The following is a 22,207-nucleotide window of genomic DNA, read 5'->3' on the forward strand; positions in this document are numbered from 1 at the left end:
TCCCGTGCCGGTCGCGGGCCACGATGGGCCCGTGGACGCCGAGGACTTCAGCCAGGTCAGGGATGCCGTGCGCCGGCTCGTGCGGGACGTCGTCGTCCCCCGGGAGCAGGAGATCGAGGACACCGACGCGGTGCCCGACGCACTCCGGCGGGCCGCGGCCGGGATGGGGTTGTTCGGCTACGCGCTGCCCGAGGAGTTCGGCGGGCTGGGCGTGACGATGAGCGAGGACGTGCAGCTGGCCTTCGAGTTCGGCTACACCTCGCCGGCGTTCCGCTCGCTGTTCGGCACCAACAACGGCATCGCCGGTCAGGTCATCGCCCGGTTCGGCAGCGAGGAGCAGAAGAAGGCGTGGCTGCCCGGGTTGGCCGCCGGTGAGCTGATCGGGTCCTTCGCCCTCACCGAGGCCGAGGCCGGCTCGGACCCGGCCGGGCTGCGCACCAGCGCCCGGCGCGACGGGGACGACTGGGTCGTCGACGGCGGCAAGCGGTACATCACCAACGCCCCGATCGCCGACCTCTTCGTGGTCTTCGCCCGCACCGAGCCCGGCGAGACCGGGGGCCGGGGGATCTCGACGCTGCTGGTCCCCGCGGCGACGCCCGGGGTGAGCGTGGGCCCGCACGACCGGAAGACCGGGCAGTCCGGGGCGTGGACGGCGGAGGTGTTCTTCGACGGCGTCCGGGTGCCGGCCGACGCACTGGTGGGCGAGCCGGGCCGTGGGTACGCCAAGGCGCTGACCGTGCTCTCCCGGGGACGGCTGCACGTGGCGGCGCTGTGCGTGGGGATGGCCCAGCGGGTGCTCGACGAGTCGGTCGCCTACGCCGCCACGGCCAAGCAGGGCGGGGCGCCCATCGGCCGGTTCCAGCTGGTGCAGGCGATGCTCGCCGACGTGCACACCGAGCTGCTGGCGGCCCGCGCGATGGTGGTCGACGTCGCGGCGCGCTACGACAGCGGCGAGGACACCTCGGTGGGGCCCTCGGCGGCGAAGCTGTTCTGCTCGGAGATGGTCGGGCGGGCCACCGACCGTGCGGTGCAGGTGCACGGCGGGCTGGGCTACCTGCGCAGCACCCCCGTCGAGCGGTTCTACCGGGACGCCCGGCTGTACCGGCTGTACGAGGGCACCAGCGAGGTGCAGAAGGTGATCATCGGCGGGGCGTTGCTGCGGGCGGCGGGGATGCCGCGTGGCTGAGCTGCTCACCGGGGCGGCCCGCGATGCGCGGCGCGAGGCCGTCGGCGTGCTGGGCGAGGCACTGCGTGAGCTGGTCGACGCCACGGTGCGCACCGAGGTCGACGCCGACGAGCTCGCCGCGGTCGCCGTCGCCGCCCGGGAGCTTGCGGCCCGGCTCCGGGTGGCCGAGCGGGGCCTGCGGGACATCGCCACCGTGGACGACCCCGCAGCCGGCGAGCGGTGGTACTCCCCGGTGTACGGCCCGGGCAGCCCGATCGCACCACCCCTGTCGGTCGACACGTCGGCCGACGGTCGGGTGACGGCGCACGCCACGCTGCCCAAGGCGCACGAGGGCCCGCCGGGGCTGGTGCACGGCGGCACCATCGCGACCCTGCTGGACCACGTGCTGGCCCGGGCGCTGCGGACCGCCGGGCACGGCGGGCTGACCGCGACGCTGACCGTCACCTACCGCCGCCCGGTCCGGCTGGGGGTGCCCGTCGTGCTCACGGCGGCCGTCACCTCCACCGAGGGACGACGGGCCACCGCGCACGCCACGATCGCCTCCGCCGAGGACCCCGACACGGTGCTCGCCGAGGCCGACGGCCTGTTCGTCGCGCTGCGTCCGGACGCCGCGGCCAGCACGTTCGCCGGCATGAGCCACGCGGTCTCGGCCTGGTCGGCCCGCCCCTGAGTCTCAGGGGTGCAGCACCGGTCCCTCACCGCCGTCGCCCCGGCCGAGGGCGGCGACGAACTCCGGGAGCAGGCGGTCGCTGGGGTGCCGGGGGTCCCAGCCGAGCACCTCGCGGGCCCGGGTGGTGTCCAGCGCCGGCACGCTGAGGCCCAGGTCGAGCCAGCCCGGCTCGGTGGGCACCAGGTGGGCGTGGAAGGCCGCCGACAACCCGGCCCGCAGCAGCGCGGCCGGCACCGGCACCCGGCGGGTGCCCAGCGCGGCGGCGAACGCGTCGGGGTCCAGCACCGGCTCGGCGGAGAGGTTGAACGCCCCGCCGGCCCGGCGGTCCACGATCCGCAGCAGCGCGTCGGCCACGTCGTCGGCGTGCACGAAGCCCAGGTGCAGGTCCTCCGGCAGCGGCAGGGGCAGCTTCGAGGCCACCGACCCGGGCAGGGCCTGCGCCCCACGCAGCAGCAGCGGCCCGAGGAAGTAGCGGCCGATCGCGCCGGCCGCGTCGGACTGCAGCACCAGCGTGGGCCGGACCACGGTCACGGTGACGTCGGGGTGGGCGGCGGCGAACTCGCGGGCGAGTGCCTCGACGGCGACCTTGTCCCGGCTGTACTGCGAGCTGGGCACCCCGGTGGTGGGCCAGTCCTCGGTGATCCGGTCGGCCGGGTTGCCGGGGGCGTAGGCGCCCAGGGAGGACACCAGCACCACGTGGCCCACGCCTGCCGAACCCGCCGCGTCCAGCACCCGGCGGGCCCCGTCGACGTTGATCCGGTGCAGCAGCTCCGGGTCCCGGCCCGGCTGCAGCGCCCAGGCGGTGTGCACCAGCGTGGTGGCGCCGGTGAGGAACTCGGTCAGCGGGGCCGAGCTGGCCGCCGTGCCGATGTCGGTGTGGGTCCAGAAGACGTTCGAGTACGGGGCGGTGTCCGGGGCCTGGCGGCGGGAGAGACCGCGCACCTGGTGCACCCCGGTGAGGAAGAGCTGCCGCAGGAACGCTGTCCCCAGGTTGCCGGTGGCGCCGGTGACGGCGACCGTCTGTCCGTCGAGGTGGCCGGTGTCGGGGGAGGTCATCCACCGGCCCTACCCGGTCAGCCCAGGGTCACGCCGCCCGGCGTCGAACCGCGGGCCTCGGCGAGTCGCGCCGCCTGGTCCTCCACCGCTGCCCGTTCGGGTCCGGTGAGCTCCCGCCAGGGGGTGACGGTCAGGGCCAGCCGCCTCCCGGCCGACCGCGGTCGCCACACCCCGGCCACCTCGCCGTCCACCAGCACGGCGCCCGGGCGGCCGAGGACCGGGAACAGCTCCTTACGGCGGTCGGCGTCGGGGACCAGCAGCTCCCGGTCCCGCACCTGCAGGAACGGGTCGAAGGGCGCGAGCAGCCAGGTGCCGCGGACCGGGTCGGTGGACGGGAGGTCGAGCACCCAGCGGGTCCCACCCGCCACGTCCACCTCGTCGGCGTCGGCGGGCCAGTGGGCGCGCACCTCGCGCACCGGGGCGTCGAGGTACGCCGCGACCATCGCCGGGGTGGACGGTCCGAACAGCCGCAGGTGCGCCCGGACGACGTCGAGCCGGTCGGGCACCTCGGTGGCCGGCACCAGGTCCGGCACCGGGCGGAGCACCGGCGGTGAGGTGCCCGGCTCCAGCTCGAGCCCGGCGCGCAGCGCGGCGAGCCGGAAGGGCTGCTCGAACACGTGGGTCGTGCCGCAGGGCCTGCAGTGCCGCAGGAACGGCGCGGGCAGGGCCGCGGTCAGGCCGGCGGACAGCTCGCCCTTGACGGTCGGCCCGGTGACGATCGTGCGCATCGCGTCGGCGACGACGTCCAGGGCGCCGAGCACCCCGAGGCCGGCCGCCGTCAGCGGCGTCGCGGCGTCGAACACCCGCTTCGCGGCGTCCGCGTCCGACCACGGGGCGGTGGCCGCGGCGACGCCGGGCAGGTCGGCCCGCCGGTACACGTGCGGGGCGCCGCGGACCGACCAGACCAGTGCCAGCTCCGCCGCGGCGGGCCGCGCCAGGCCGCGGAGTGCCAGGGCCCAGCGGGCCGCCCCGGGCGGGCCGGTGCCCTGGACCCCGAGGTCGAGCACCGCGGTGTCGTCGACCGTGCCCTCGTCGCGGTCCAGCTGCTGGGCCCGCACCCGGGCGGCCAGCAGCTCGCCCCGGTTCACCCGTGGGCCCGCACGTGCTCGGCGACCAGCTCCCCGAGCCGGGGGCCGGCGGTCTCGGGCACCCAGTGCGTGACCCCGGGCAGCACCTCCAGGCGGTACTCCCCGGTCACGTAGGGCGCGGTCGCCTCCGTGCCGGCCCGGCCGAGGAAGCCGTCCCGGTCGCTCCACACGTGCAGGGTGGGCACCCGGACCCGGCCGACGCCGTCACCCGCACCCAGCGGCAGCGCGCGGTACCAGTCCAGCGCGGCGGTGAGCGCGCCGGCCGGACGCAGCCGGGCCACGGTGTCCTCGGCGTCGGGGCGGGGCATCCCGGCGCGCACCAGGAGGTCGCGCAGGAACACGCCGTTGCCCCGGGTGAGCAGCCTCTCCGGCACGACGGGCAGCTGGAAGAAGGCCATGTAGGCCGACTTCACGCCCTGCGAGCTGGTGAGGAACGAGCGGGTGAACGCGGCCGGGTGCGGCACCGAGACGGCGGTCAGGCTGCTGACCCGGTCGGGGTGCCAGGCCGCCGCGGACCAGGCGACCATCGCACCCCAGTCGTGCCCGACCACGTGCGCCCGCTCCAGACCGGCGGCGTCCAGGAGCGCCAGGACGTCGTCCACCAGCTCGCGGACGACGTAGGACCGGCGGCCGGTGGGCCGGGCCGCGGGGGAGTACCCGCGCTGGTCGGGGGCCAGCGTGCGGAGCCCGGCCTCGTGGAGGGTCGGCACCACCCGGTCCCAGCTCCCGGCGTGCTGCGGGAACCCGTGCAGGAGCACCACCGGGGTGCCGTCGCCCGGGCCGGCGTCGCGCACGTCGAAGGTCAGGCCGCTGCGGGTGAAGGTGTCCACGCCGACAGGATGCCGGGTGGGTCGGACAGATGCGTCCGCCTGCACCCGGTTGAGCACGGTCGGATCGGGCACTGCAGGACCATGCCGATCACCACCAGCCACTACGCGCACGTCCGTCTGACGGTCACCGACATCGACCGCTCGCGGAAGTTCTACGACGACGTGTTCGCCCTCCCGGTCGCCATCGACGGCCAGACCGAGGACGCCCCCGACTTCGCCTTCGGCGGTGTCATCTACGCCCTCGGTGAGTCACTGCTGGGCCTGCGCCCGGTCGCCGACGACACCTTCAGCGAGGACCGCACCGGCCTGGACCACGTCGCGTTCGCCGTCTCCTCCAAGGAGGCCCTGGACGAGGCCGCCGCCCACCTGGACTCCCTGGGCATCGCCCACGAGGGCGTCAAGGACATCGGTGCCGGCTACATCCTGGAGTTCCGCGACCCCGACAACATCGCCCTCGAGCTGATGGCCCCGCCGGCGAAGTGAGCCCTCGGGTGCCCACCTAGTCTCGGCCGGGTGGGCACCCTGCAGGACCTCGCCGACCGCGGGCTGATGGCCCCCGACTGGGCCGCGGCCCTGACGCCGGTCGAGGAGCGCATCGACGCGGTGCTGGCCTTCCTGGCCGCCGAGACCGCCGCCGGCCGACCCTGGCTCCCGCACCCCGACCAGGTGTTCCGGGCCTTCGCCACCCCGCTGGCCGACGTCCGGGTGCTGGTCGTCGGGCAGGACCCCTACCCGACCCCGGGCCACCCGATCGGGCTGAGCTTCGCCGTCGACCGTGACGTCCGGCCGCTGCCCCGCAGCCTGGTGAACGTCTACCGAGAGCTGCGCGACGACCTCGGCGTCGAGCCCCCGCCGCACGGTGACCTGACCGCCTGGCGGGACCGCGGGGTGCTGCTGCTCAACCGGTGCCTGACCGTGCGGCCCGGGGAGGCCGGCTCGCACCGCCGCCGCGGCTGGGAGCAGGTGACCGCGCACGCCATCGCGGTGCTGGTGGAGCGGGCCGCGGCCGGGCAGCCGATGGCCGCGGTGCTGTGGGGCAAGGACGCGCAGGGGCTCACCGAGGCCCTCGGTCCGGTGCCCTCGGTGGCCTCGGTGCACCCCTCCCCGCTGAGTGCCTCGCGGGGGTTCTTCGGTTCGCGGCCGTTCAGCCGGGTCGACGCCCTGCTCGTGGCGCAGGGCGCCGACCCGGTCGACTGGTCACTGCCCGCCTGAGGCCTCTGCGGGAGGCCACTGCTTGGCCACCATGGTGAGCACGTCGTACGTGGCCACCGGGTCGCCGGCGGAGTTGACGACGACGGCATCCCAGCGGACCTCGCCGTGGTCGGCGCCCCCGCGCGGGGTGATCTGCTTGGCCGTCAGGGTCACCGTCACGCTGTCGCCGGGCTTGACCGGGGTGAGCAGCCGCAGCGAGTCCAGGCCGTAGTTGGCCAGCACCGGGCCCGGGTCGGGGTCCACGAACAACCCGGCGGCCCAGCTGAGCACCAGGTAGCCGTGCGCGACCCGGCCGCCGAACAGCGGGTTGGCCCGGGCTGCCTCCTCGTCCATGTGCGCGTAGAACGTGTCGCCGGTGAACGCGGCGAAGTGCTCGACGTCCTCCAGCGTGATCTCCCGGGGCCCGGCGGTCACCGAGTCCCCGATGCGGAGCTCGGCCAGGGACTTCCGGAAGGGGTGCACGCCGTCCTCGCTGCGGGCGGCGCCGGCGACCCAGCGTCGGCCGACCCCGGTGAGCAGGTCCGGCGACCCCTGCACGGCGGTGCGCTGCATGTGGTGCAGCACGCCGCGGACGCCGCCCAGCTCCTCGCCCCCGCCGGCCCGTCCGGGGCCGCCGTGCACCAGCACCGGCAGCGGGGAGCCGTGCCCGGTGGACTCCCGGGCGTCGTCCCGGTCCAGCACGTGCACCCGGCCGTGTGCCGACCCCGCGCCCAGCACGAAGGCCCGGGCGACGGCCGGGTCGTGGGTGACCAGGCTGGCCACCAGCGATCCCTGGCCGCGGCGGGCCAGGGCGATCGCGTCGTCCAGGTCGGAGTAGGACAGCACGGTGGACACCGGGCCGAAGGCCTCGACGTCGTGCGGTTCGGGCGCGCCTGCGTCGTCGCAGCGCAACAGCATCGGGGGCAGGAACGCCCCCCGGTCGCGGTCGGCGCCGGTGACGGTGAAGTCGGTCGGGTCCCCGACGACGAGCTCGGCGTGCGTGCGCAGCCGGTCGACCGCGCGCAGCACCTCGTCGCGCTGGTCCCGGGAGGCCAGCGCGCCCATGGTCACGCCGTCGCCCCCCGGGGCGCCGACGACGACCTGCTCGAGCGCGGCCCGGGTGGCCTCGACGACGGCGTCCACGTGCTCGCGCGGCACGATCGCCCGGCGGATCGCGGTGCACTTCTGACCGGCCTTGACCGTCATCTCGGTGACCAGGCCGCGGACGAACAGGTCGAACTCCGGGGTGTCGGGGCCGGCGTCGGGGCCCAGCACCGAGCAGTTGAGCGAGTCGGCCTCGGCGTTGAACCGGACCGCCCGCTCGGTGACGGCCCGGTGGCTGCGCAGCAGGGCCGCGGTGGTGGCCGAGCCGGTGAAGCCGACCAGGTCCTGGCCGTCGAGGTGGTCCAGCAGCCCGGACGCCGAGCCCGCGAGCAGCTGCACCGAGCCCTCGGGCAGCAGGCCTGTCTCGACCATCGCCCGGAACACCGCCTCGGTGAGGTAGGCGGTCTGCGAGGCCGGCTTGACGATCGTGGGCATCCCGGCGAGGAAGGCCGGGGCCAGCTTCTCCAGCATCCCCCAGACCGGGAAGTTGAAGGCGTTGACCTGCACCGCGACGCCGGTCAGCGAGGTGTAGACGTGCTGGCCGAGGAAGGTGCCCCGCCGGCCCAGCGGGGTGGGCGGGCCGTCGAGCACCAGGGTGTCGTCGGGCAGCTCGCGGCGTCCGGTGGAGGCGTAGGACAGCACGGTGCCGAAGCCGCCGTCGATGTCCACGGCGTTGTCGCCGTCGGTGGCGCCGGTGCGGTGGGAGAGGACGTAGAACTCCTCCTTGCGGGCCATCAGCTGCAGCGCGACCGCCTTGAGCAGACCGGCGCGCTGGTGGAACGTCAGCTCGCGCAGCGCCGGGCTGCCGACCGTGCGGGCGTGGGCCACCATCCCGGCGACGTCCAGCCCGCGACTGCTGATCCGGGCGACGGTCTCCCCGGTGACGGCGTCCGGGAGCGGGGTGCCCTCGTCGGCGCTGGACCACCAGGCACCGGCGGCGTAGCTCTCGAGCAGGGGTGCAGCGGTCATCGGTGCTCCTGGGGTCGGGTCGGGGCGCGCAGGCCGGCGAAGAGGGTGGTGACCAGGCCGTCCGCGAGGTCGGACGGCGACAGGCCGCCGCCCGGGCGGTACCACTCGGTGAGGGAGTTGACGGTGCCGAAGAGCAGTCGGCTGGTGACCCGGGGGTCGACGTCGGGTCGGACGGACCCCTCGGCGACGGCCTCGCGCACCAGCTCGGTCACCCGGTGGTCGAAGTCGCGACGGCGGTGCAGGGCGTGCGACTCGACGTGGGAGTTGCCGCGGACCCGCAGCAGCAGGGTGACGAAGGGCAGCCGGTCGGTGAGCACGCCGACCGAGCCGCGCACCACGTGCTCGAGCCGGTCGATGGCCGGCCCCTGGGCCGCCCCGGGCTCGGACAGCACGGCGAACAGCCCGTCCAGCGCCCGGTCCAGGGCCAGCCGCAGCAGCTCCACCTTGGAGGGCACGTGGTGGTAGATCGCGGACTTGGTGACGCCCAACCGGTCGGCCAGGGCGTCCATCGAGGTGGCCTCGAAACCGCGTTCGATGAAGAGCGCGACGGCGACGTCGAGCAGCGAGTCCAGCGAGTGTCCGGGCCGGCCGCGCCGGGTGGGGGCCGTCATGCGCGCTCGCGCCGGTCGGTGAGCCGCTGCAGCTTGCCCATCGAGCGGGCCAGCGTGGCCGGGTCGACGACGACCACCTCGACGCTGGTGCCCACGGTCTCCTTGACCAGCACCTGCACCTCCTGGGCGGCGACCGCGCGGCGCTCGGGCGGGCAGTCCGGGCGGGCCTCGACGGAGACCACCAGGTGGTCCATCCGGCCGCGGGTGGACAGCTCCAGGGCGAAGTGCGGGGACAGGCCGGGGGTGCGGAGCACGACCTCCTCGATCTGGGTCGGGAAGAGGTTCACCCCGCGCAGGATGATCATGTCGTCGGTGCGGCCGGTGACCTTCTGCATCCGCCGCATCCCGGGCCGGGCGGTGCCGGGCAGCAGCCGGGTGAGGTCCCGGGTGCGGTACCGGATGATCGGCAGCGCCTCCTTGGTGAGGGAGGTGAACAGCAGCTCGCCCTCGCAGCCCTCGGCCAGCGGCTCGACCGTCGTCGGGTCGACGACCTCGGGGTAGAAGTGGTCCTCCCAGACGTGCAGGCCGTCCTTGGTCTCCACGCACTCCTGGCTGATGCCGGGGCCCATGACCTCGCTCAGGCCGTAGACGTCGACCGCGTCGATGTCGAGCCGGTCCTCCATCTCCTGGCGCATCTGCTCGGTCCAGGGCTCGGCGCCGAAGATGCCGATCTGCAGGCTGCTGGAGCGGGGGTCGATGCCCTGCCGCTCGAACTCGTCGACCACGGCGAGCATGTAGCTGGGGGTGACCATGATGATCCGGGGCTCGAAGTCCCCGATCAGCTGCACCTGCCGCGGGGTCATGCCCCCCGAGACCGGGACGACGGTGCAGCCCAGCGCCTCGGCGCCGTAGTGCGCGCCCAGCCCGCCGGTGAACAGCCCGTAGCCGTAGGCGTTGTGCAGGGTGTCCCCGGGCCGACCGCCGGCGGCCCGGATGCTGCGGGCCATCACGCCGGCCCAGGTGGCGATGTCGCGCTCGGTGTAGCCGACGACGGTGGGCTTGCCGGTCGTGCCGGAGGAGGCGTGCACGCGGCGCACCTGCTCCTGGGGGACGGCGAACATCCCGAACGGGTAGTTCTCCCGCAGGTCGGCCTTGGACGTGGTGGGGAAGCGCGCGAGGTCCTCCAGCGAGCGGCAGTCGTCGGGGTGCACGCCGTGGGCGTCGAAGGCCCGGCGGTAGTGCGGCACGTTCTCGTAGGCGTGCCGCAGGGTCCACTGCAGCCGCTCGAGCTGCAGGGCGCGCAGCTCGTCGACCCCCATCCGCTCGGCCGGGTCGAGGGTGGCCGGGTCGGGGGCCGTGCCCAGGCGCTTCGCGGTCGGGCTGGTGGTCGGTGCGCTCACGAGGGGGCCTTCCCTGGTACTCCGGCGGCGGTGCGCGGTCACGTGCGACGGACGATTTACCGACCGCCCGGTCAGTAACCAACTACCGCAGGGCGTGGGCTGTCAAGACGGGGTTGTGGAGCACGTCCACCTGCGGCACACTCATTACCGACCGCTTGGTCAGTAAATGACCGCAGGAGGCTCATCCCGATGTCCGCACCGACGCTCGACCGCTCCGCCGACGCTCCCGTCGCCGCCCCCGTCCTCGACGAGGCCGCGCTGCAGGCGCACTTCGACGCCACGATCGCCGCCGACCACCGGGTCGAGCCGCGCGACTGGATGCCCGAGGCCTACCGCAAGGGCCTGGTGCGCCAGATCGCCCAGCACGCGCACTCGGAGATCATCGGGATGCAGCCCGAGGGCGACTGGCTGCTCGCCGCGCCGTCGCTGCGCCGCAAGGCGGTCCTGCTGGCCAAGGTGCAGGACGAGGCCGGGCACGGGATGTACCTGTACTCCGCGGCCGAGACCCTCGGCGCCGACCGGGCCGATCTCACCGACATGCTCATCGAGGGTCGGCAGAAGTACAGCTCGATCTTCAACTACCCCACGCTGACCTACGCCGACTGCGGCGTCATCGGCTGGCTGGTCGACGGCGCGGCGATCTGCAACCAGGTCCCGCTGTGCCGCAGCAGCTACGGCCCCTACGCGCGCGCGATGATCCGGGTCTGCAAGGAGGAGTCCTTCCACCAGCGGCAGGGCTACGAGCTGCTGATGACGATGATGCGCGGCACCGACGCCCAGCGCGCCATGGTGCAGGACGCCGTGGACCGCTGGTGGTGGCCCTCGCTGATGATGTTCGGCCCGCCGGACGACGACAGCCCGAACTCGGCGCAGTCGATGGCCTGGGGCGTCAAGCGGCACAGCAACGACGAACTGCGCCAGCGCTACGTCGACATGTCCGTCCCGCAGGCCGCGGCCCTGGGCGTGACGCTGCCCGACCCCGAGCTCGCGCTGGACCCCGAGACCGGCCGCTACCGGTTCGGCCAGATCGACTGGGCCGAGTTCAAGCAGGTCATCTCCGGCAACGGCCCCTGCAACGAGGAGCGGGTCTCCCGTCGTCGGGCCGCCCGCGACGACAACGCCTGGGTGCTCGAGGCGGCGACCGCGTACGCGGACAAGCACGCGTCGTGAGCGAGCCGACGACCCCGTCGGCCGGTGAGACCACCGCCGAGGGCGGCCACGGCGCCGTCCCCACCGGGCCGGACATCCCCAGCGGCGCAGAGCCGACCGCGGCCAACACCCGGCGGGACTGGCCGCTGTACGAGGTGTTCGTCCGGGGCAAGCGCGGGCTGAACCACGTGCACGTCGGCTCGCTGCACGCCCCTGACGACGAGATGGCCGTGCACGCCGCGCGGGACCTGTTCACCCGCCGCAACGAGGGCGTGAGCATCTGGGTCGTGCAGGCCAACGACATCACCGCGTCCAGCCCGGACGAGAAGGACCCGATGTTCGCCCCCGCCGGGGACAAGGTCTACCGGCACCCGACGTTCTACGAGATCCCGGACGACGTACCGCACATGTGAAGGACCCCCTCGTCCCCCCACCTCCCTCGTTCCTCGGGAGTCGGGGCCCCTACGAGGGGGCCGCAGTGCCCGCACCCGTTCCGGGCGCGTGGCCGACTGGCCCATGGAAGAAGGAGCACCGCGGTGGCTCACGAAGAGACCGTGTACGACGCGTTGGACACCGCGCACGGGGGGGAGGGGCAGTGGGCGTTCGGGACCGGGTTCGACGATCCGTTGGCCGGCGTGGACACCACGGTCCCCGACGGGGTCGACGCGGCTGACCTGGGTGCCTACTGCCTGATGCTCGGGGACGACGCGCTCGTGCTGTGCCAGCGGCTGACCGAGTGGGCGACCCGGTCGCCCGAGCTGGAGGAGGAGGTCGCGATCGCCAACTGCGGGCTGGACCTGCTCGGGCAGGCCCGGCTGCTGCTGGCCCGCGCCGGCTCGGCCGGGGTGCTCGGGCGCAGCCGGGAGCACGCGACCGACTCGATCCCCGACGAGGACGCGCTGGCCTACTTCCGGGACGCCGACGAGTTCGTGCACCACCACCTCGTGGAGGCCGACGGCGGCGACTTCGCCCAGACGATGGTCCGGCTGCTCGTGGCCAGCACGTTCCGGCTGGCGCTGTTCGCCCAGCTGCGGGAGTCCCGCGACCCGGTGCTGTCCGCGATCGCGGCCAAGGGCGTCCCCGAGCTGACCTACCACCGCGACCACGCGGCCCGCTGGGTGCTGCGCCTGGGTGACGGCACCCCGGAGTCCCACCGCCGGGCGCAGGCCGGGGTGGAGGCCGTCTGGCCGCTGCTGGCCGACCTGTTCACCGCCACCGAGGTGGAGACCCGGCTGACCGCCGCCGGTGTCGCCGTCGACCCCGCCGGGGTGCGCGAGGAGGTGCGCGGCGTGCTGACCATGGTGCTCGAGCGCGCCACCCTCGCCGTCCCCCCGTGGCCGACCGAACGCCCCAGCCCCGGGCGCGCCGGGCAGCACACCGCCGAGCTGGCCCCGCTGCTGGCGACCCTGCAGGGCCTGGCCCGCGAGCACCCGGCGGCGACCTGGTGAGCGCCGTGCTGACCGACCCCCGGGACGTCGCCGAGACGGTCACCGACCCCGAGCTCCCGATGCTGACGCTGGCCGACCTCGGCGTGCTGCGCGACGTGCGCACCGCCGAGGACGGCACCGTGGTCGTCACCATCACCCCGACCTACTCCGGCTGCCCGGCGATGGGCGTCATGCGCGCGGACCTGGTGCACGCCCTGCACCGGGCCGGGTTCGCCGACGTGGACGTCCGCACGGTGCTGTCCCCGCCGTGGAGCACCGACTGGATCAGCGAGGACGGCCGGCGCAAGCTCGCCGAGGGCGGCATCGCCCCGCCCGGGCACGCCCCCGTCCGCGCCGCCGGGCCCGTGCCCCTGTCGCTGGGCCCCACCCGGCGCACCGCGGCCTGCCCGCTGTGCGGGTCCGCGGACACCGAGGAGCTCTCGGAGTTCAGCGGCACCGCCTGCAAGGCACTGCGTCGCTGCCGCACCTGCCGCGAGCCGTTCGAGCACGTCAAGGAGATCTGAGTGAGCGCCCCCGCGCGTCGCCGCCCGCAGTTCCACCCGCTGACCGTCGCCCGCGTCGACCAGCTCACCGATGACGCGGTCGCGGTCACCTTCGACGTCCCCGCCGAGCTGGCCGAGGACTACGCGTTCGCCCCCGGCCAGGCGCTCACCCTGCGCCGGGTCGACGGCGACCGCGACGAGCGCCGGTCGTACTCGATCTGCGCGCCGGTCGGTGAGGCCCCCCGCGTCGGGGTGCGCGAGGTGCCCGGCGGCTACTTCTCGGCGTGGCTGGTCAACGAGGTGCGCCCCGGCCAGCAGATCGACGTGCTGCCCCCCAGCGGCACCTTCACCGCCGACCTGTCCACCGCGGCCGACCACGTGTTCGTCGTCGCCGGTTCCGGGGTCACCCCGGTGTTGAGCCTGGCCGGCAGCGTGCTGAAGGACGACGAGTCCACGGTCACCGTGTTCTACGGCAACCGGCGCACCAACACCGTGATGTTCGCCGACGAGCTGGCGGACATGAAGGACCGCTACGGCCACCGGCTGCAGCTGGTGCACGTGCTCTCCCGCGAACCGCGCGACGCCGAGGTGACCAGCGGTCGGCTGGACGGCGAGCGGCTGCGCACCCTGGTGGCCGCGCTGGTCGACGTGCCCGACGTGGAGCACTGGTGGCTGTGCGGGCCGCACGGCATGGTCACCGAGGCCCGGGACCTGCTGGCCGAGCTGGGGGTGCCTAGGGAACGGGTGCACCAGGAGCTCTTCTTCGTCGACGACGCGCCGCCGGAGCCGGTGCGCCGGGAGGAGAAGGGGGCGGAGGGACCGACCAGCGAGGTCACGATCGTGCTGGACGGCCGGTCGACCACGCTGTCCCTGGAGCAGGACGTGCCGGTGCTGGACAGCGCCCAGCGGGTGCGTTCGGACCTGCCGTTCGCCTGCAAGGGCGGGGTCTGCGGCACCTGTCGGGCGAAGGTCACCGAGGGTGAGGTCGAGATGCGCCGCAACTACGCCCTGGACCCCGACGAGGTCGCCCGGGGCTACGTGCTCACCTGCCAGACCGTCCCGCTGTCCGACCAGGTCACCGTGGACTTCGACGCCTGAGCGAGCACGTCGCCGGGCAGCGTCGTGGGACGATGGCGGTGTGGCCGAAGAACTCATCGTGCTCGTGGACGACGACGGCCGGCAGGTCGGCACGATGCCCAAGCGGCTCGTGCACCACGGGGAGACCCCTCTGCACCGCGCCTTCTCGGCCTACCTCTTCGACGAGGCCGGTCGGCTGCTGGTGACCCGCCGGGCCCAGGTCAAGCAGACCTTCCCCGGGATGTGGACCAACACCGTCTGCGGGCACCCCGGTCCCGGTGAGGACGACGGGGCTGCCATCGCCCGCCGCGCCGACGACGAGCTGGGCCTCACCGTCACCGCCCTGGAGCCGGTGCTCCCGGGCTACCGGTACCGGGCGGAGTTCGCCGGGGTCGTGGAGAACGAGATCTGCCCGGTGTACGTCGGGGTGTTCCACGGCGACCCGCGCCCGGCCGACGACGAGGTCGGCGACTGGGAGCTGCTGTCCTGGTCGGCCTTCCGGGCCCGGCAGGACGTCGAGGGCGACGCCTGGTCCCCGTGGTGCCGGGAGCAGGCCCGGCTGATCGAGGAGGCCGGGGCCGTCCCCGTCAGCTGACCCGGTCGGCCGAGCGCAGCCGCGGGTCGATCGACAACCGGACGACGCAGCCCTCGCCGTCGGCCTCCAGCGGTCCGGTGGTCATCGAGTCCACCGCCCGGCGGGCCAGCCACAGCCCCATCCCGCCGACGGACAGGTCGCCACCGTGGGCCGGGCCGTAGCCCGTGAGCGGCTCGTCGAAGCCGGGCCCGTGGTCGCTGACCACGCACAGCACCTGCTCCGGGGTCACCCAGAGGCGCACGTCGACGGGCGGGACACCGTGCTCAGCGGCGTTGGCCACGACCTCGTCGATGGCCAGCACCAGGTCCTCGGCGTCGTCGGCGGGCAGCGGACCGTCGGCGAACAGGCCCTGCAGCGCCCGGCGGAGCACCCGCATGTCGCTGACGTCCTGGAGGGCGAGGGTGGGCGGGGCGTCCTCGAGCGGGTCGGCCAGATCGACGCGGCCGAGCTCCCGCAGCAGGTCGGCCGGTTCGCGGTACCCGGCGTTGGCCACCACGCCGTCGACCCGGAGCAGCCGCGGGTGGCAGGAGGACGCGCGGTCGACGTCGTCACCGAGGTCGGCGTGGTCGAGCAGGCAGACGTGGTCCAGCGCCCGGTCGGCCAGCACGTGGTTCAGCAGCGCCTCGGTCTGCAGCCAGGCGAGGCGGCCGGAGCCGTGCGAGCTGTCGGTGACCAGCAGCAGACGGGAGCCCGCCGCGGGCGCGTGCTCGTCGATCAGCGCGGTGTAGCCGGCCAGGGCGTCCGACGTCCGCCCGCCGAGCACGTCCTCGTCGACCACGGCGACGGACGCACCGGAGGGCAGACGGGCCTGGAGGGCGTCGCGGAGGGCTGCCGAGCAGGCCAGCACGAGCGGGTCACCGGCCTCGAGCCGGGGGCGGAGGTGGTCGGCCAGCGCCGTGGTCGTCGGGGCGTCGACGGTGCCGAGGCACCCCACGTGGCGGTAACCGACCGAGGGGTCACCCGACACGGTGACGTCTCGCCCTTGCAGCACTGTCCGGTCATGCCCGCAGGTGGCGCGCGCAACCATGGCGTTGGACACCGTTCCGCCGGGCTCCCCCCGCGGGGTCGGGCATGACCGGACCGTCGGTGGTGTTGCGCCGGCCGTGCACGCGGAGGTGGTGGTCGTCGGAGCGGGCCAGGCGGGCCTCTCGGCGGCGTATGCGCTGCACCGTGCGGGCACCGACTTCGTCGTCCTGGACGCCGACGACGGGCCCGGCGGAGCGTGGCAGCACCGGTGGGCCTCGCTGCGGCTCGAGCGCGCCAACGGCATCGCCGACCTGCCCGGGATGGCGCTCACCGGGGACCCGGACGAGCGGGCCTCCGTGGCGATGGCCCGCTACTTCGCGGCCTACGAGGAGCACTACTCGCTCCCGGTGCACCGTCCCGTCGCGGTCCGCCGGGTCACACGCACCGACGACGGCTACCGGCTGGAGACGTCGGCAGGGGAGTGGACCGCCCGTGGGCTGGTCAACGCCACCGGCACCTGGTCCCGCCCGTTCTGGCCCGCCTACCCCGGTCGGGAGACCTTCGGCGGCCGGCAGCTGCACGCCGCGGACTTCCGGACGGCGGCGGAGTTCGCCGGGCAGCACGTGGCCGTCGTCGGCGGGGGCATCTCGGCGCTGCAGCTGCTCGTGGAGATCGCCGAGGTCACCACGACCAGCTGGCTGACCCGTCGTCCCCCCGTCTGGCGGGAGGACGACTTCGACCAGGACGCCGGCCGGGCCGCGGTCGCGATGGTCGCCGAGCGGGTCCGCGCGGGGCTGCCCCCGGCGAGCGTGGTCAGCGTGACCGGGCTGCCGGTCACCGACGAGGTCCGCCGGGCCCGGGCGCGCGGCGTCCTGGACGCGCTGCCGGTCTTCGACCGGATGACCCCCGCGGGACTGGCCTGGGACGGTGTCGACGGGTCACCGGCCCGCACGCTGGACGTCGACGTCGTGCTGTGGGCCACCGGCTTCCGGGCCGCCCTGGAGCACCTGGCGCCCCTGCACCTGCGGGCCCCCGGCGGCGGCATCGCGGTCGAGGGCACCACGGTCGTCGGCGAGCCCCGGCTGCACCTGGTCGGCTACGGGCCCTCGGCGAGCACGATCGGGGCGAACCGGGCCGGCCGGTCCGCCGTCCGGGAGCTGCTCGCCACGCTGGCGGGCTGACTCAGCGGTCGGGGCGCGGGCGGTCCTGCTCGTGCAGCCGGACGGCGAGCAGCGCCACGTCGTCCTCCGCGCGGTCGGGCAGCATCCGCTCCAGCAGCAGGTCGACCAGCTCCTCCACCGGGGTCTCGCCGTGCCCGGCGATCTCGGTCAGCAACCGGGCGATGCCCTCGTCGAACACCTGGTCCCGGCGCTCGACGAGCCCGTCGGTGTACAGCAGCACGGTGGATCCGCGCTCGACCACGGCCTCGTGCTCGTGCCGGGTCGTCCCCGGGGCGACCCCGAGCAGCAGGTCGGCCCGGGTGTCGGTGCCCAGCAGCACGGCGTCCCCGGACGCCGGGAGCACCAGCGGGGGCAGGTGGCCGGCGTTGGACCAGCGGATCCGGCTGACGCCGCGCTCGCGCTCCTCGTCAGTCTGCTCGAGCCGGGCGACGAGCACCGAGGCCATCGCGGCCACCCGCAGGCCCTCGATCGCCCGGTCCAACCGGCTCAGCACGCCCGCGGGTCCGACCTCGGCGTCGAAGGCGATCCCACGCAGCAGGCCGCGCAGCTGGCCCATGACCGCCGCGGCCTCCACGTCGTGGCCGACCACGTCGCCGATGACGAGCACGGTCGCCCCGTCGGGCTGGGTGAACACGTCGTACCAGTCGCCGCCGACCTGGGCCTCGCGGGCGGCGGGCACGTAGCGCACGGCCATCTGCAGGTGGTCGGGCTGCGGGGGCTCGGACAGCAGACTGCGCTGCAGCGTCTCCGCGGCCCGGGCCACCCGGCGGCTGCGGGCGTACAGCGCCTCGAGCAGGTTGGTGCGCAGCGCGGTGGCCTCGGTGACCTCCTCGGGGGTCCACGGCTGCGACCGGTCGCGCACGGCCTCCTGCCAGCGGGCGAAGGACTTCCGGGGGGAGATGCGGACGTCCTCGCCCTCCTGCAGGGTGATCACCTTGGCCCGCGGGTCGCCACCCCAGTCGACGGTGCGCAGGTGCTCGCCCCGGGCCCACAGGACGTACTGCCCGTCCGGCAGCGGCACGACGAGCGCGCCGCACGCCAGGTGACGGGGCACGTCGAGCTGCGGGGCGACGGCGGGCAGCGCGTCGGAGTGGGCGACGTCGACGTGCTGGTCGGCGGCCCAACCGGCGATCGCCGCGGCGGTGCCCGGGTCCAGCGGCGCACCGCGCACGGCGGTGCGGCCCTGCAGGTGCACCACGACGGTGTCGGCCTCGACCAGGTCGAGCAGGTCGGGGGTGCCCAGCAGCGACTCGGCCAGCGGGCGGTCCTCGTCCAGGGTGGCCGCGGTCAGCCACGCCAGCGTGGACCGGGCCCGCAGCGCCCGGCGCACCTCCTCCTCGGCGGCGCGGTCGACCAGGCGCAGCGACAGCGTGGAGGCCAGGAACTCCGCGGCCGCGCGGGTGGCGTACGGCGGGGCGTGCGGTCCGGAGTAGTGGTGGCAGGCGATGAGGCCCCACAGCTTCTCGTCGCGCAGCAGGGAGATCGACATGGACGAGCGCACGCCCATGTTGTGCAGGTACTCCACGTGCAGCGGGGAGACGCTGCGCAGCGTGGAGTAGGTCAGGTCCAGCGGTTCACCGGTCGCCGGGTGGGCGACCGGGTGCAGGCGGGCCGGGAGGTAGGAGACGTCGGAGATGAGCCGGATCCAGCTCTTCTCGTACAGCGCCCGGGCCTGCGGCGGGATGTCCGAGGCCGGGTAGTGCAGCCCGAGGAACGGCTCGAGGTGGCCGGCGGCGGCCTCGGCGACGACCTCGCCGTTGAACTCGGCGTCGTACCGGTAGAGCATCACCCGGTCGAACCCGGTGAGGCTGCGGACGGCGGCGACGGTGGTGTCGTAGAGCTCCTGCAGGTCGGTGGCGCGGTTGAGCTCGGCGATGGTCCCGCGGACGGCCTGGTAGGTGTTCGGGAAGCTGAAGGGGCGCGGGCCGAAGGCGGGCTCGAGCTCGATCACCAGGCTGCTGGCCGGGGCGTCCGCGGCCTCGGGCACCCCGATGGGCGGGCCGGCCTCGCCGTGCAGGGCGCGGTGCAGGATCGCGTCCACCGGCACGGGGCTGCCGTCGAGGTCCAGGGTCAGCTCGACCGGGTTGCGCTCGCGCAGGTCGCCGAAGGCCGCGGCCGACCGGGCCACCGCCTGGGCGGGCACGGTGCCCAGCACGTCGGCCAACGGCCGGCCCAGCGCCGCGGTCCAGTCCACCCCGGTGACGTCGGCGAGGTTCTCCGACACCTGCTCGACGACGAGGTCGGGCTCGCTGACCGCGATCAGCACCCCGCGCGGCTGGATGCTGCCGGGCACGTGGATGGGCTCGCGCTCGCAGTTGGTGAGGTCGACCGGGGTCTCCGGGTCCAGCCACGGCGACGGGCGCAGATCGGTCACGCGGGGACACCTCCCGGAGGGGACGACGACGGGACGGCCGGGTGCGACGCAGGCTGCTCTACGTCGGTGCACCACGCGGCCAGTCCGTGAAAGGTACGGCGTGCGGCTGACACGGCGGTGTCGGCGTCCGGGCCGGATGCGAGCCGGTCGCGCACGACCCGGCGGAACGCCGCCCACATCGCCCCGGTCCGCTCGCCGTAGGGGGAGAACGCGTGGAGCCGTGCCGCGCCGGCCAGCGTCGGCAGCGTGGCCAGGTGGGCGTCGATGAACTGCCCGCCCAGCGTCGAGCCCTCCAGCACGTACAGCCGCCCCAGCGCCGTGGCCGTGTCGACGACCGGGTCCAGCGCCGGCGCGTCGCCCTCCGGGGCCCGGCCCAGGGCGGCCAGGTCGGCGGCGAACAGGTGCGCCCGGCGCCGGGCCGGCCAGTCCAGCGCGGTGGCGGTGTCCGGGTCGGCGGCCGCCCAGTCGTCCAGGCCGGCCTCGGCGGCGACCCAGAACCCGTGCATCCGGTCCAGCACGTGCCCCAGCCGGGCCGCGTCGAGAGCCGGGTCGAGCAGGTCGAGGGAGTCCTCGAGCTGCTGGTGCTCGGTGGCGGTGCCGGTGCGCAGGGCCAGCATCACGTCGACGCCCGCCGTCCCGTTCCGTGCCACGACCAGCAGACCCTAGGGCACCACCGGCGCCGGGCGGTCCGCTCGCGCCGGGTCCGCCGCGGGGGCGCCCAGCCGGGCCGCCCGGACGGCGAGGTGCAGCGCCAGCCGGTCGGCCCCATCGGCGAGGTCCAGCCCGGTCAGCTCCGCGATCCGGCCCAGCCGGTAGTACAGCGTCTGCCGGTGCACGGTCAGCAGGGCGGCTGCGCGCTGCGGGGAGGCGGCGGCGTCCAGCCAGACGTCGGCGGTGCGGCTGAGCACCGGGTCGGCCAGCAGCGCGGCGAAGGCCGGGTCCGGGCCGTCGAGCCGGACCACCTGCCGCCACGCCCCGAGCTCCGACCAGGAGGCGACCGGAGCCAGCCGCGGCTCCACCGCCGCCACCCGCGCGGCGTCCCGGGCCTCCTGCCACTGCACGGTCAGCGCGCTGCAGCCCAGGCGCGCGGTCGCGACACCGGCCGTGCTGCCCGCCGGCAGGTCACGCAGCGCAGCCGCGGTCAGTGCCCCGGCGGGCCGTGCGTCGGCGGTGCCCGGCAACGGCAGGAGCACCGCGACCCACCGGCCGGTCACGACGCCGACGGCGCCGGCCCCCGGGGGCGTCCAGCCCGGCAGGAGCGGGCCGGCCGGGCGGAGCGCCACGACGGTGACCGGGGTGTCCGGGCCCAGCGCCACCCCCAGGGCTGCCGCGGCCGGTGCGTCGCCGGTGAGGGCGGTGCGCAGGGTCGCGGGCAGGTCGTCGGCGCCCGGGCGGGTCGCCGCGAGCAGCGCGCCGGCCCGGGCGGCCAGCGCCATCGCCGCGGCCAGGGCGGGGGAGTCGGCGTCGGTGGTGTCGGTGCGGCCCTCGTCGAGCAGCCACAGCCAGCCGTGCAGCCGGCCGTGGTGCCGGACCGGCAGGCAGAGCCGGGTGAGGATCCCGGCGACCGGGTCGGCCGGGGTGCGCAGCGGTGCCGTGGCCGCGGCGATGCCGAAGTCGGTGAACCAGCGCCGGGTGGCCTCGGGCGAGCCGCGGGTCAGGATCGACCGGGTGCGGACGGCGTCCAGGGCCGTGCCGGCGGTGTCCTCCCCCTGGGCGCAGAAGGCCAGCAGGGTGAAGTCCGGGTCCTCCAGCGTCGCGGGCGCGCCCAGCAGCCTCGACACCTCGTCAACGAGGTCCTGGAGGTCGTCCCGCATCAGACGATCGTACGAAGGAGTCCGGACGTCTGTCGCTGGTGCCCGCGCGGTCCGCGCTCCTAGCGTCGTCGGCACACCACCCCGCCCCCGGAGGTCACCGTGCTCGGTCAGGCCCTGCTCGCCGCGTCCCGCCGTCCGGCCCTGCGCAGGGCCGTCGTCGGCACCCCGGTGACCCGCCGCGTCGTCGACCGCTTCGTGGCCGGGGAGACCCTCCCCGACGCCCTCGCCGCCGTGGAGTCACTCCGCGCCGAGGGCCTCGCGGTGACCCTGGACCACCTCGGGGAGGACGTCACCGACCGCGCCGAGGCCACCCGTTCGCGGGACGCCTACCTCGCCCTGCTCGACGGCCTGGCCCCGCTGCGGCTGGGGCGGGCGGCCGAGGTGTCGGTGAAGCTGTCGGCCTTCGGGCAGGCGCTGCCCGGCGGACACGACGTGGCCCTGGAGCTGGTCCGCCCGGTCGTCGAGGCCGCCACCGCGATCGGCACGACGGTCACGCTGGACATGGAGGACCACCGCACCGTGGACTCCACGCTGGCCGTGCTCGCCGAGCTGCGCCGCGACCACCCCGGCACCGGCGCGGTGCTGCAGGCCGCGCTGCACCGCACCGAGGACGACGCCCGCGCGCTCGCCGTCGCCGGCTCCCGGGTGCGGTTGGTCAAGGGTGCCTACGCCGAGCCGGCCGCCGTCGCGCACACCGAGAAGGCCGACGTCGACGCCGCCTACCGGCGCTGTCTCACCACGCTCTACCGGGGCGACGGGTACCCGATGGCCGGCACCCACGACCCCGCGATGATCGCCCTCGCGCTGGAGCTGGTGGCCGAGACCGGCCGCGCCGCCGACAGCCACGAGTTCCAACTGCTGTACGGCATCCGCACCGGCGAGCAGCAGCGGCTGGCCCACGAGGGGCACACCGTGCGGGCCTACGTGCCCTACGGCGCCGACTGGTACGGCTACTTCATGCGCCGGCTGGCCGAGCGCCCTGCCAACGTCCAGTTCTTCGTCCGATCCCTGCTCACCCGATCCTGAGGAAGGGAAGGACCCCCCTTCCCCCCACGACTCGCACGCTCGCCGCGGGC

The 22,207-nt window shown here is 75.1% G+C and carries 22 protein-coding genes; 12 read left to right on the plus strand and 10 right to left on the minus strand.

The window, feature by feature from the left end; genetic code table 11:
- Positions 1-31: 31 nt before the first annotated feature.
- Positions 32-1,186: an acyl-CoA dehydrogenase gene (locus F1C76_16500; protein QNG37965.1), complete on the plus strand. Its 1,155-nt coding sequence runs from the start codon at positions 32-34 to the stop codon at positions 1,184-1,186.
- A complete protein-coding gene (locus tag F1C76_16505) occupies positions 1,179-1,856 on the plus strand; it encodes a PaaI family thioesterase (GenBank protein QNG37966.1) in 678 nt (225 codons plus the stop codon). Before F1C76_16500 ends, F1C76_16505 begins: the two co-directional genes overlap by 8 nt.
- A gap of 3 nt (positions 1,857-1,859) precedes the next feature.
- Here the strand turns inward: F1C76_16505 and F1C76_16510 are convergent, their stop codons facing one another.
- Genes F1C76_16510 through F1C76_16520 form a run of 3 tightly spaced genes read right to left on the minus strand, consistent with a single transcriptional unit; the run spans position 1,860 to position 4,830 of the window.
- Positions 1,860-2,912, minus strand: coding sequence for an NAD-dependent epimerase/dehydratase family protein (locus F1C76_16510; GenBank protein ID QNG37967.1), 1,053 nt, complete (start codon positions 2,910-2,912; stop codon positions 1,860-1,862).
- A gap of 17 nt (positions 2,913-2,929) precedes the next feature.
- Positions 2,930-4,000, minus strand: coding sequence for a winged helix DNA-binding domain-containing protein (locus F1C76_16515; GenBank protein QNG37968.1), 1,071 nt, complete (start codon positions 3,998-4,000; stop codon positions 2,930-2,932).
- Positions 3,997-4,830: an alpha/beta fold hydrolase gene (locus tag F1C76_16520; protein ID QNG37969.1), complete on the minus strand. Its 834-nt coding sequence runs from the start codon at positions 4,828-4,830 to the stop codon at positions 3,997-3,999. The genes F1C76_16515 and F1C76_16520 overlap by 4 nt, the downstream gene beginning before the upstream one ends.
- Before the next feature lie 81 nt (positions 4,831-4,911).
- Between F1C76_16520 and F1C76_16525 the strand changes: the two genes are divergently transcribed.
- Together F1C76_16525 and F1C76_16530 are read left to right on the plus strand one after the other, a co-directional pair.
- Positions 4,912-5,313 (plus strand): VOC family protein, encoded by a 402-nt coding sequence (locus F1C76_16525; protein ID QNG37970.1) that lies wholly within the window; start codon positions 4,912-4,914, stop codon positions 5,311-5,313.
- Positions 5,314-5,379: 66 nt separating this feature from the next.
- Positions 5,380-6,042, plus strand: a complete 663-nt coding sequence (locus F1C76_16530) for a uracil-DNA glycosylase (GenBank protein QNG39316.1) — start codon at positions 5,380-5,382, stop codon at positions 6,040-6,042.
- Here the strand turns inward: F1C76_16530 and paaZ are convergent.
- From paaZ to paaF, 3 genes are read right to left on the minus strand one after another with little or no spacing between them, the layout of a single operon-like run.
- Entirely contained in the window at positions 6,028-8,094 is a 2,067-nt protein-coding gene (gene paaZ / locus F1C76_16535) for a phenylacetic acid degradation bifunctional protein PaaZ (protein QNG37971.1), read from the minus strand. The two genes, F1C76_16530 and paaZ, sit on opposite strands and share 15 nt — an antisense overlap.
- Complete coding sequence (locus F1C76_16540; protein ID QNG37972.1) at positions 8,091-8,705, minus strand: TetR/AcrR family transcriptional regulator; 615 nt, start codon at positions 8,703-8,705, stop codon at positions 8,091-8,093. The genes paaZ and F1C76_16540 overlap by 4 nt, the downstream gene beginning before the upstream one ends.
- Entirely contained in the window at positions 8,702-9,964 is a 1,263-nt protein-coding gene (gene paaF / locus F1C76_16545) for a phenylacetate--CoA ligase (protein ID QNG39317.1), read from the minus strand. The genes F1C76_16540 and paaF overlap by 4 nt, the downstream gene beginning before the upstream one ends.
- Positions 9,965-10,234: 270 nt before the next feature.
- Between paaF and paaA the strand changes: the two genes are divergently transcribed.
- The 6 genes from paaA (at position 10,235) to F1C76_16575 (ending at position 14,796) form a co-directional block, all read left to right on the plus strand.
- Positions 10,235-11,215 carry a 1,2-phenylacetyl-CoA epoxidase subunit A gene (gene paaA, locus F1C76_16550; protein ID QNG37973.1) on the plus strand — a complete coding sequence of 327 codons (981 nt, stop codon included), beginning with the start codon at positions 10,235-10,237 and terminating at the stop codon, positions 11,213-11,215.
- Positions 11,212-11,607: a 1,2-phenylacetyl-CoA epoxidase subunit B gene (locus tag F1C76_16555; protein QNG37974.1), complete on the plus strand. Its 396-nt coding sequence runs from the start codon at positions 11,212-11,214 to the stop codon at positions 11,605-11,607. Before paaA ends, F1C76_16555 begins: the two co-directional genes overlap by 4 nt.
- 123 nt (positions 11,608-11,730) lie before the next feature.
- The gene (gene paaC, locus F1C76_16560) at positions 11,731-12,642 is read left to right on the plus strand and encodes a phenylacetate-CoA oxygenase subunit PaaC (protein QNG37975.1); all 912 of its coding nucleotides are present in this window, start codon (positions 11,731-11,733) and stop codon (positions 12,640-12,642) included.
- Positions 12,639-13,145, plus strand: a complete 507-nt coding sequence (gene paaJ / locus F1C76_16565) for a phenylacetate-CoA oxygenase subunit PaaJ (protein QNG37976.1) — start codon at positions 12,639-12,641, stop codon at positions 13,143-13,145. The genes paaC and paaJ overlap by 4 nt, the downstream gene beginning before the upstream one ends.
- Positions 13,146-14,222, plus strand: coding sequence for a phenylacetate-CoA oxygenase/reductase subunit PaaK (paaK, locus tag F1C76_16570; GenBank protein ID QNG37977.1), 1,077 nt, complete (start codon positions 13,146-13,148; stop codon positions 14,220-14,222).
- 40 nt (positions 14,223-14,262) lie between these two features.
- On the plus strand, positions 14,263-14,796 hold the full coding sequence (locus F1C76_16575; protein ID QNG37978.1) for an isopentenyl-diphosphate Delta-isomerase: 534 nt from the start codon (positions 14,263-14,265) through the stop codon (positions 14,794-14,796).
- Here the strand turns inward: F1C76_16575 and F1C76_16580 are convergent.
- Positions 14,789-15,763, minus strand: a complete 975-nt coding sequence (locus F1C76_16580) for a sensor histidine kinase (GenBank protein ID QNG37979.1) — start codon at positions 15,761-15,763, stop codon at positions 14,789-14,791. The genes F1C76_16575 and F1C76_16580 overlap by 8 nt on opposite strands.
- Before the next feature lie 58 nt (positions 15,764-15,821).
- Here F1C76_16580 and F1C76_16585 point away from each other — a divergent pair, with 58 nt between their 5' ends.
- Entirely contained in the window at positions 15,822-16,943 is a 1,122-nt protein-coding gene (locus F1C76_16585; protein ID QNG37980.1) for an NAD(P)/FAD-dependent oxidoreductase, read from the plus strand.
- Between the two features lies 1 nt (position 16,944).
- On the opposite strand, the gene F1C76_16590 is transcribed toward F1C76_16585, so the two are convergent.
- From F1C76_16590 to F1C76_16600, 3 genes are read right to left on the minus strand one after another with little or no spacing between them, the layout of a single operon-like run.
- Positions 16,945-19,308, minus strand: a complete 2,364-nt coding sequence (locus F1C76_16590; GenBank protein QNG39318.1) for a SpoIIE family protein phosphatase — start codon at positions 19,306-19,308, stop codon at positions 16,945-16,947.
- A gap of 5 nt (positions 19,309-19,313) precedes the next feature.
- Positions 19,314-19,934, minus strand: coding sequence for a biliverdin-producing heme oxygenase (locus F1C76_16595; protein ID QNG39319.1), 621 nt, complete (start codon positions 19,932-19,934; stop codon positions 19,314-19,316).
- Between the two features lie 45 nt (positions 19,935-19,979).
- The gene (locus F1C76_16600) at positions 19,980-21,131 is read right to left on the minus strand and encodes a PucR family transcriptional regulator (GenBank protein ID QNG37981.1); all 1,152 of its coding nucleotides are present in this window, start codon (positions 21,129-21,131) and stop codon (positions 19,980-19,982) included.
- Positions 21,132-21,230: 99 nt separating this feature from the next.
- On the opposite strand from F1C76_16600, the gene F1C76_16605 reads away from it, so the two are divergent.
- The gene (locus F1C76_16605) at positions 21,231-22,157 is read left to right on the plus strand and encodes a proline dehydrogenase (GenBank protein QNG37982.1); all 927 of its coding nucleotides are present in this window, start codon (positions 21,231-21,233) and stop codon (positions 22,155-22,157) included.
- Positions 22,158-22,207 lie beyond the last annotated feature (50 nt).

It is taken from the genome of Geodermatophilaceae bacterium NBWT11 (assembly GCA_014218215.1).
Classification (GTDB): Bacteria; Actinomycetota; Actinomycetes; order Mycobacteriales; family Geodermatophilaceae; genus Klenkia.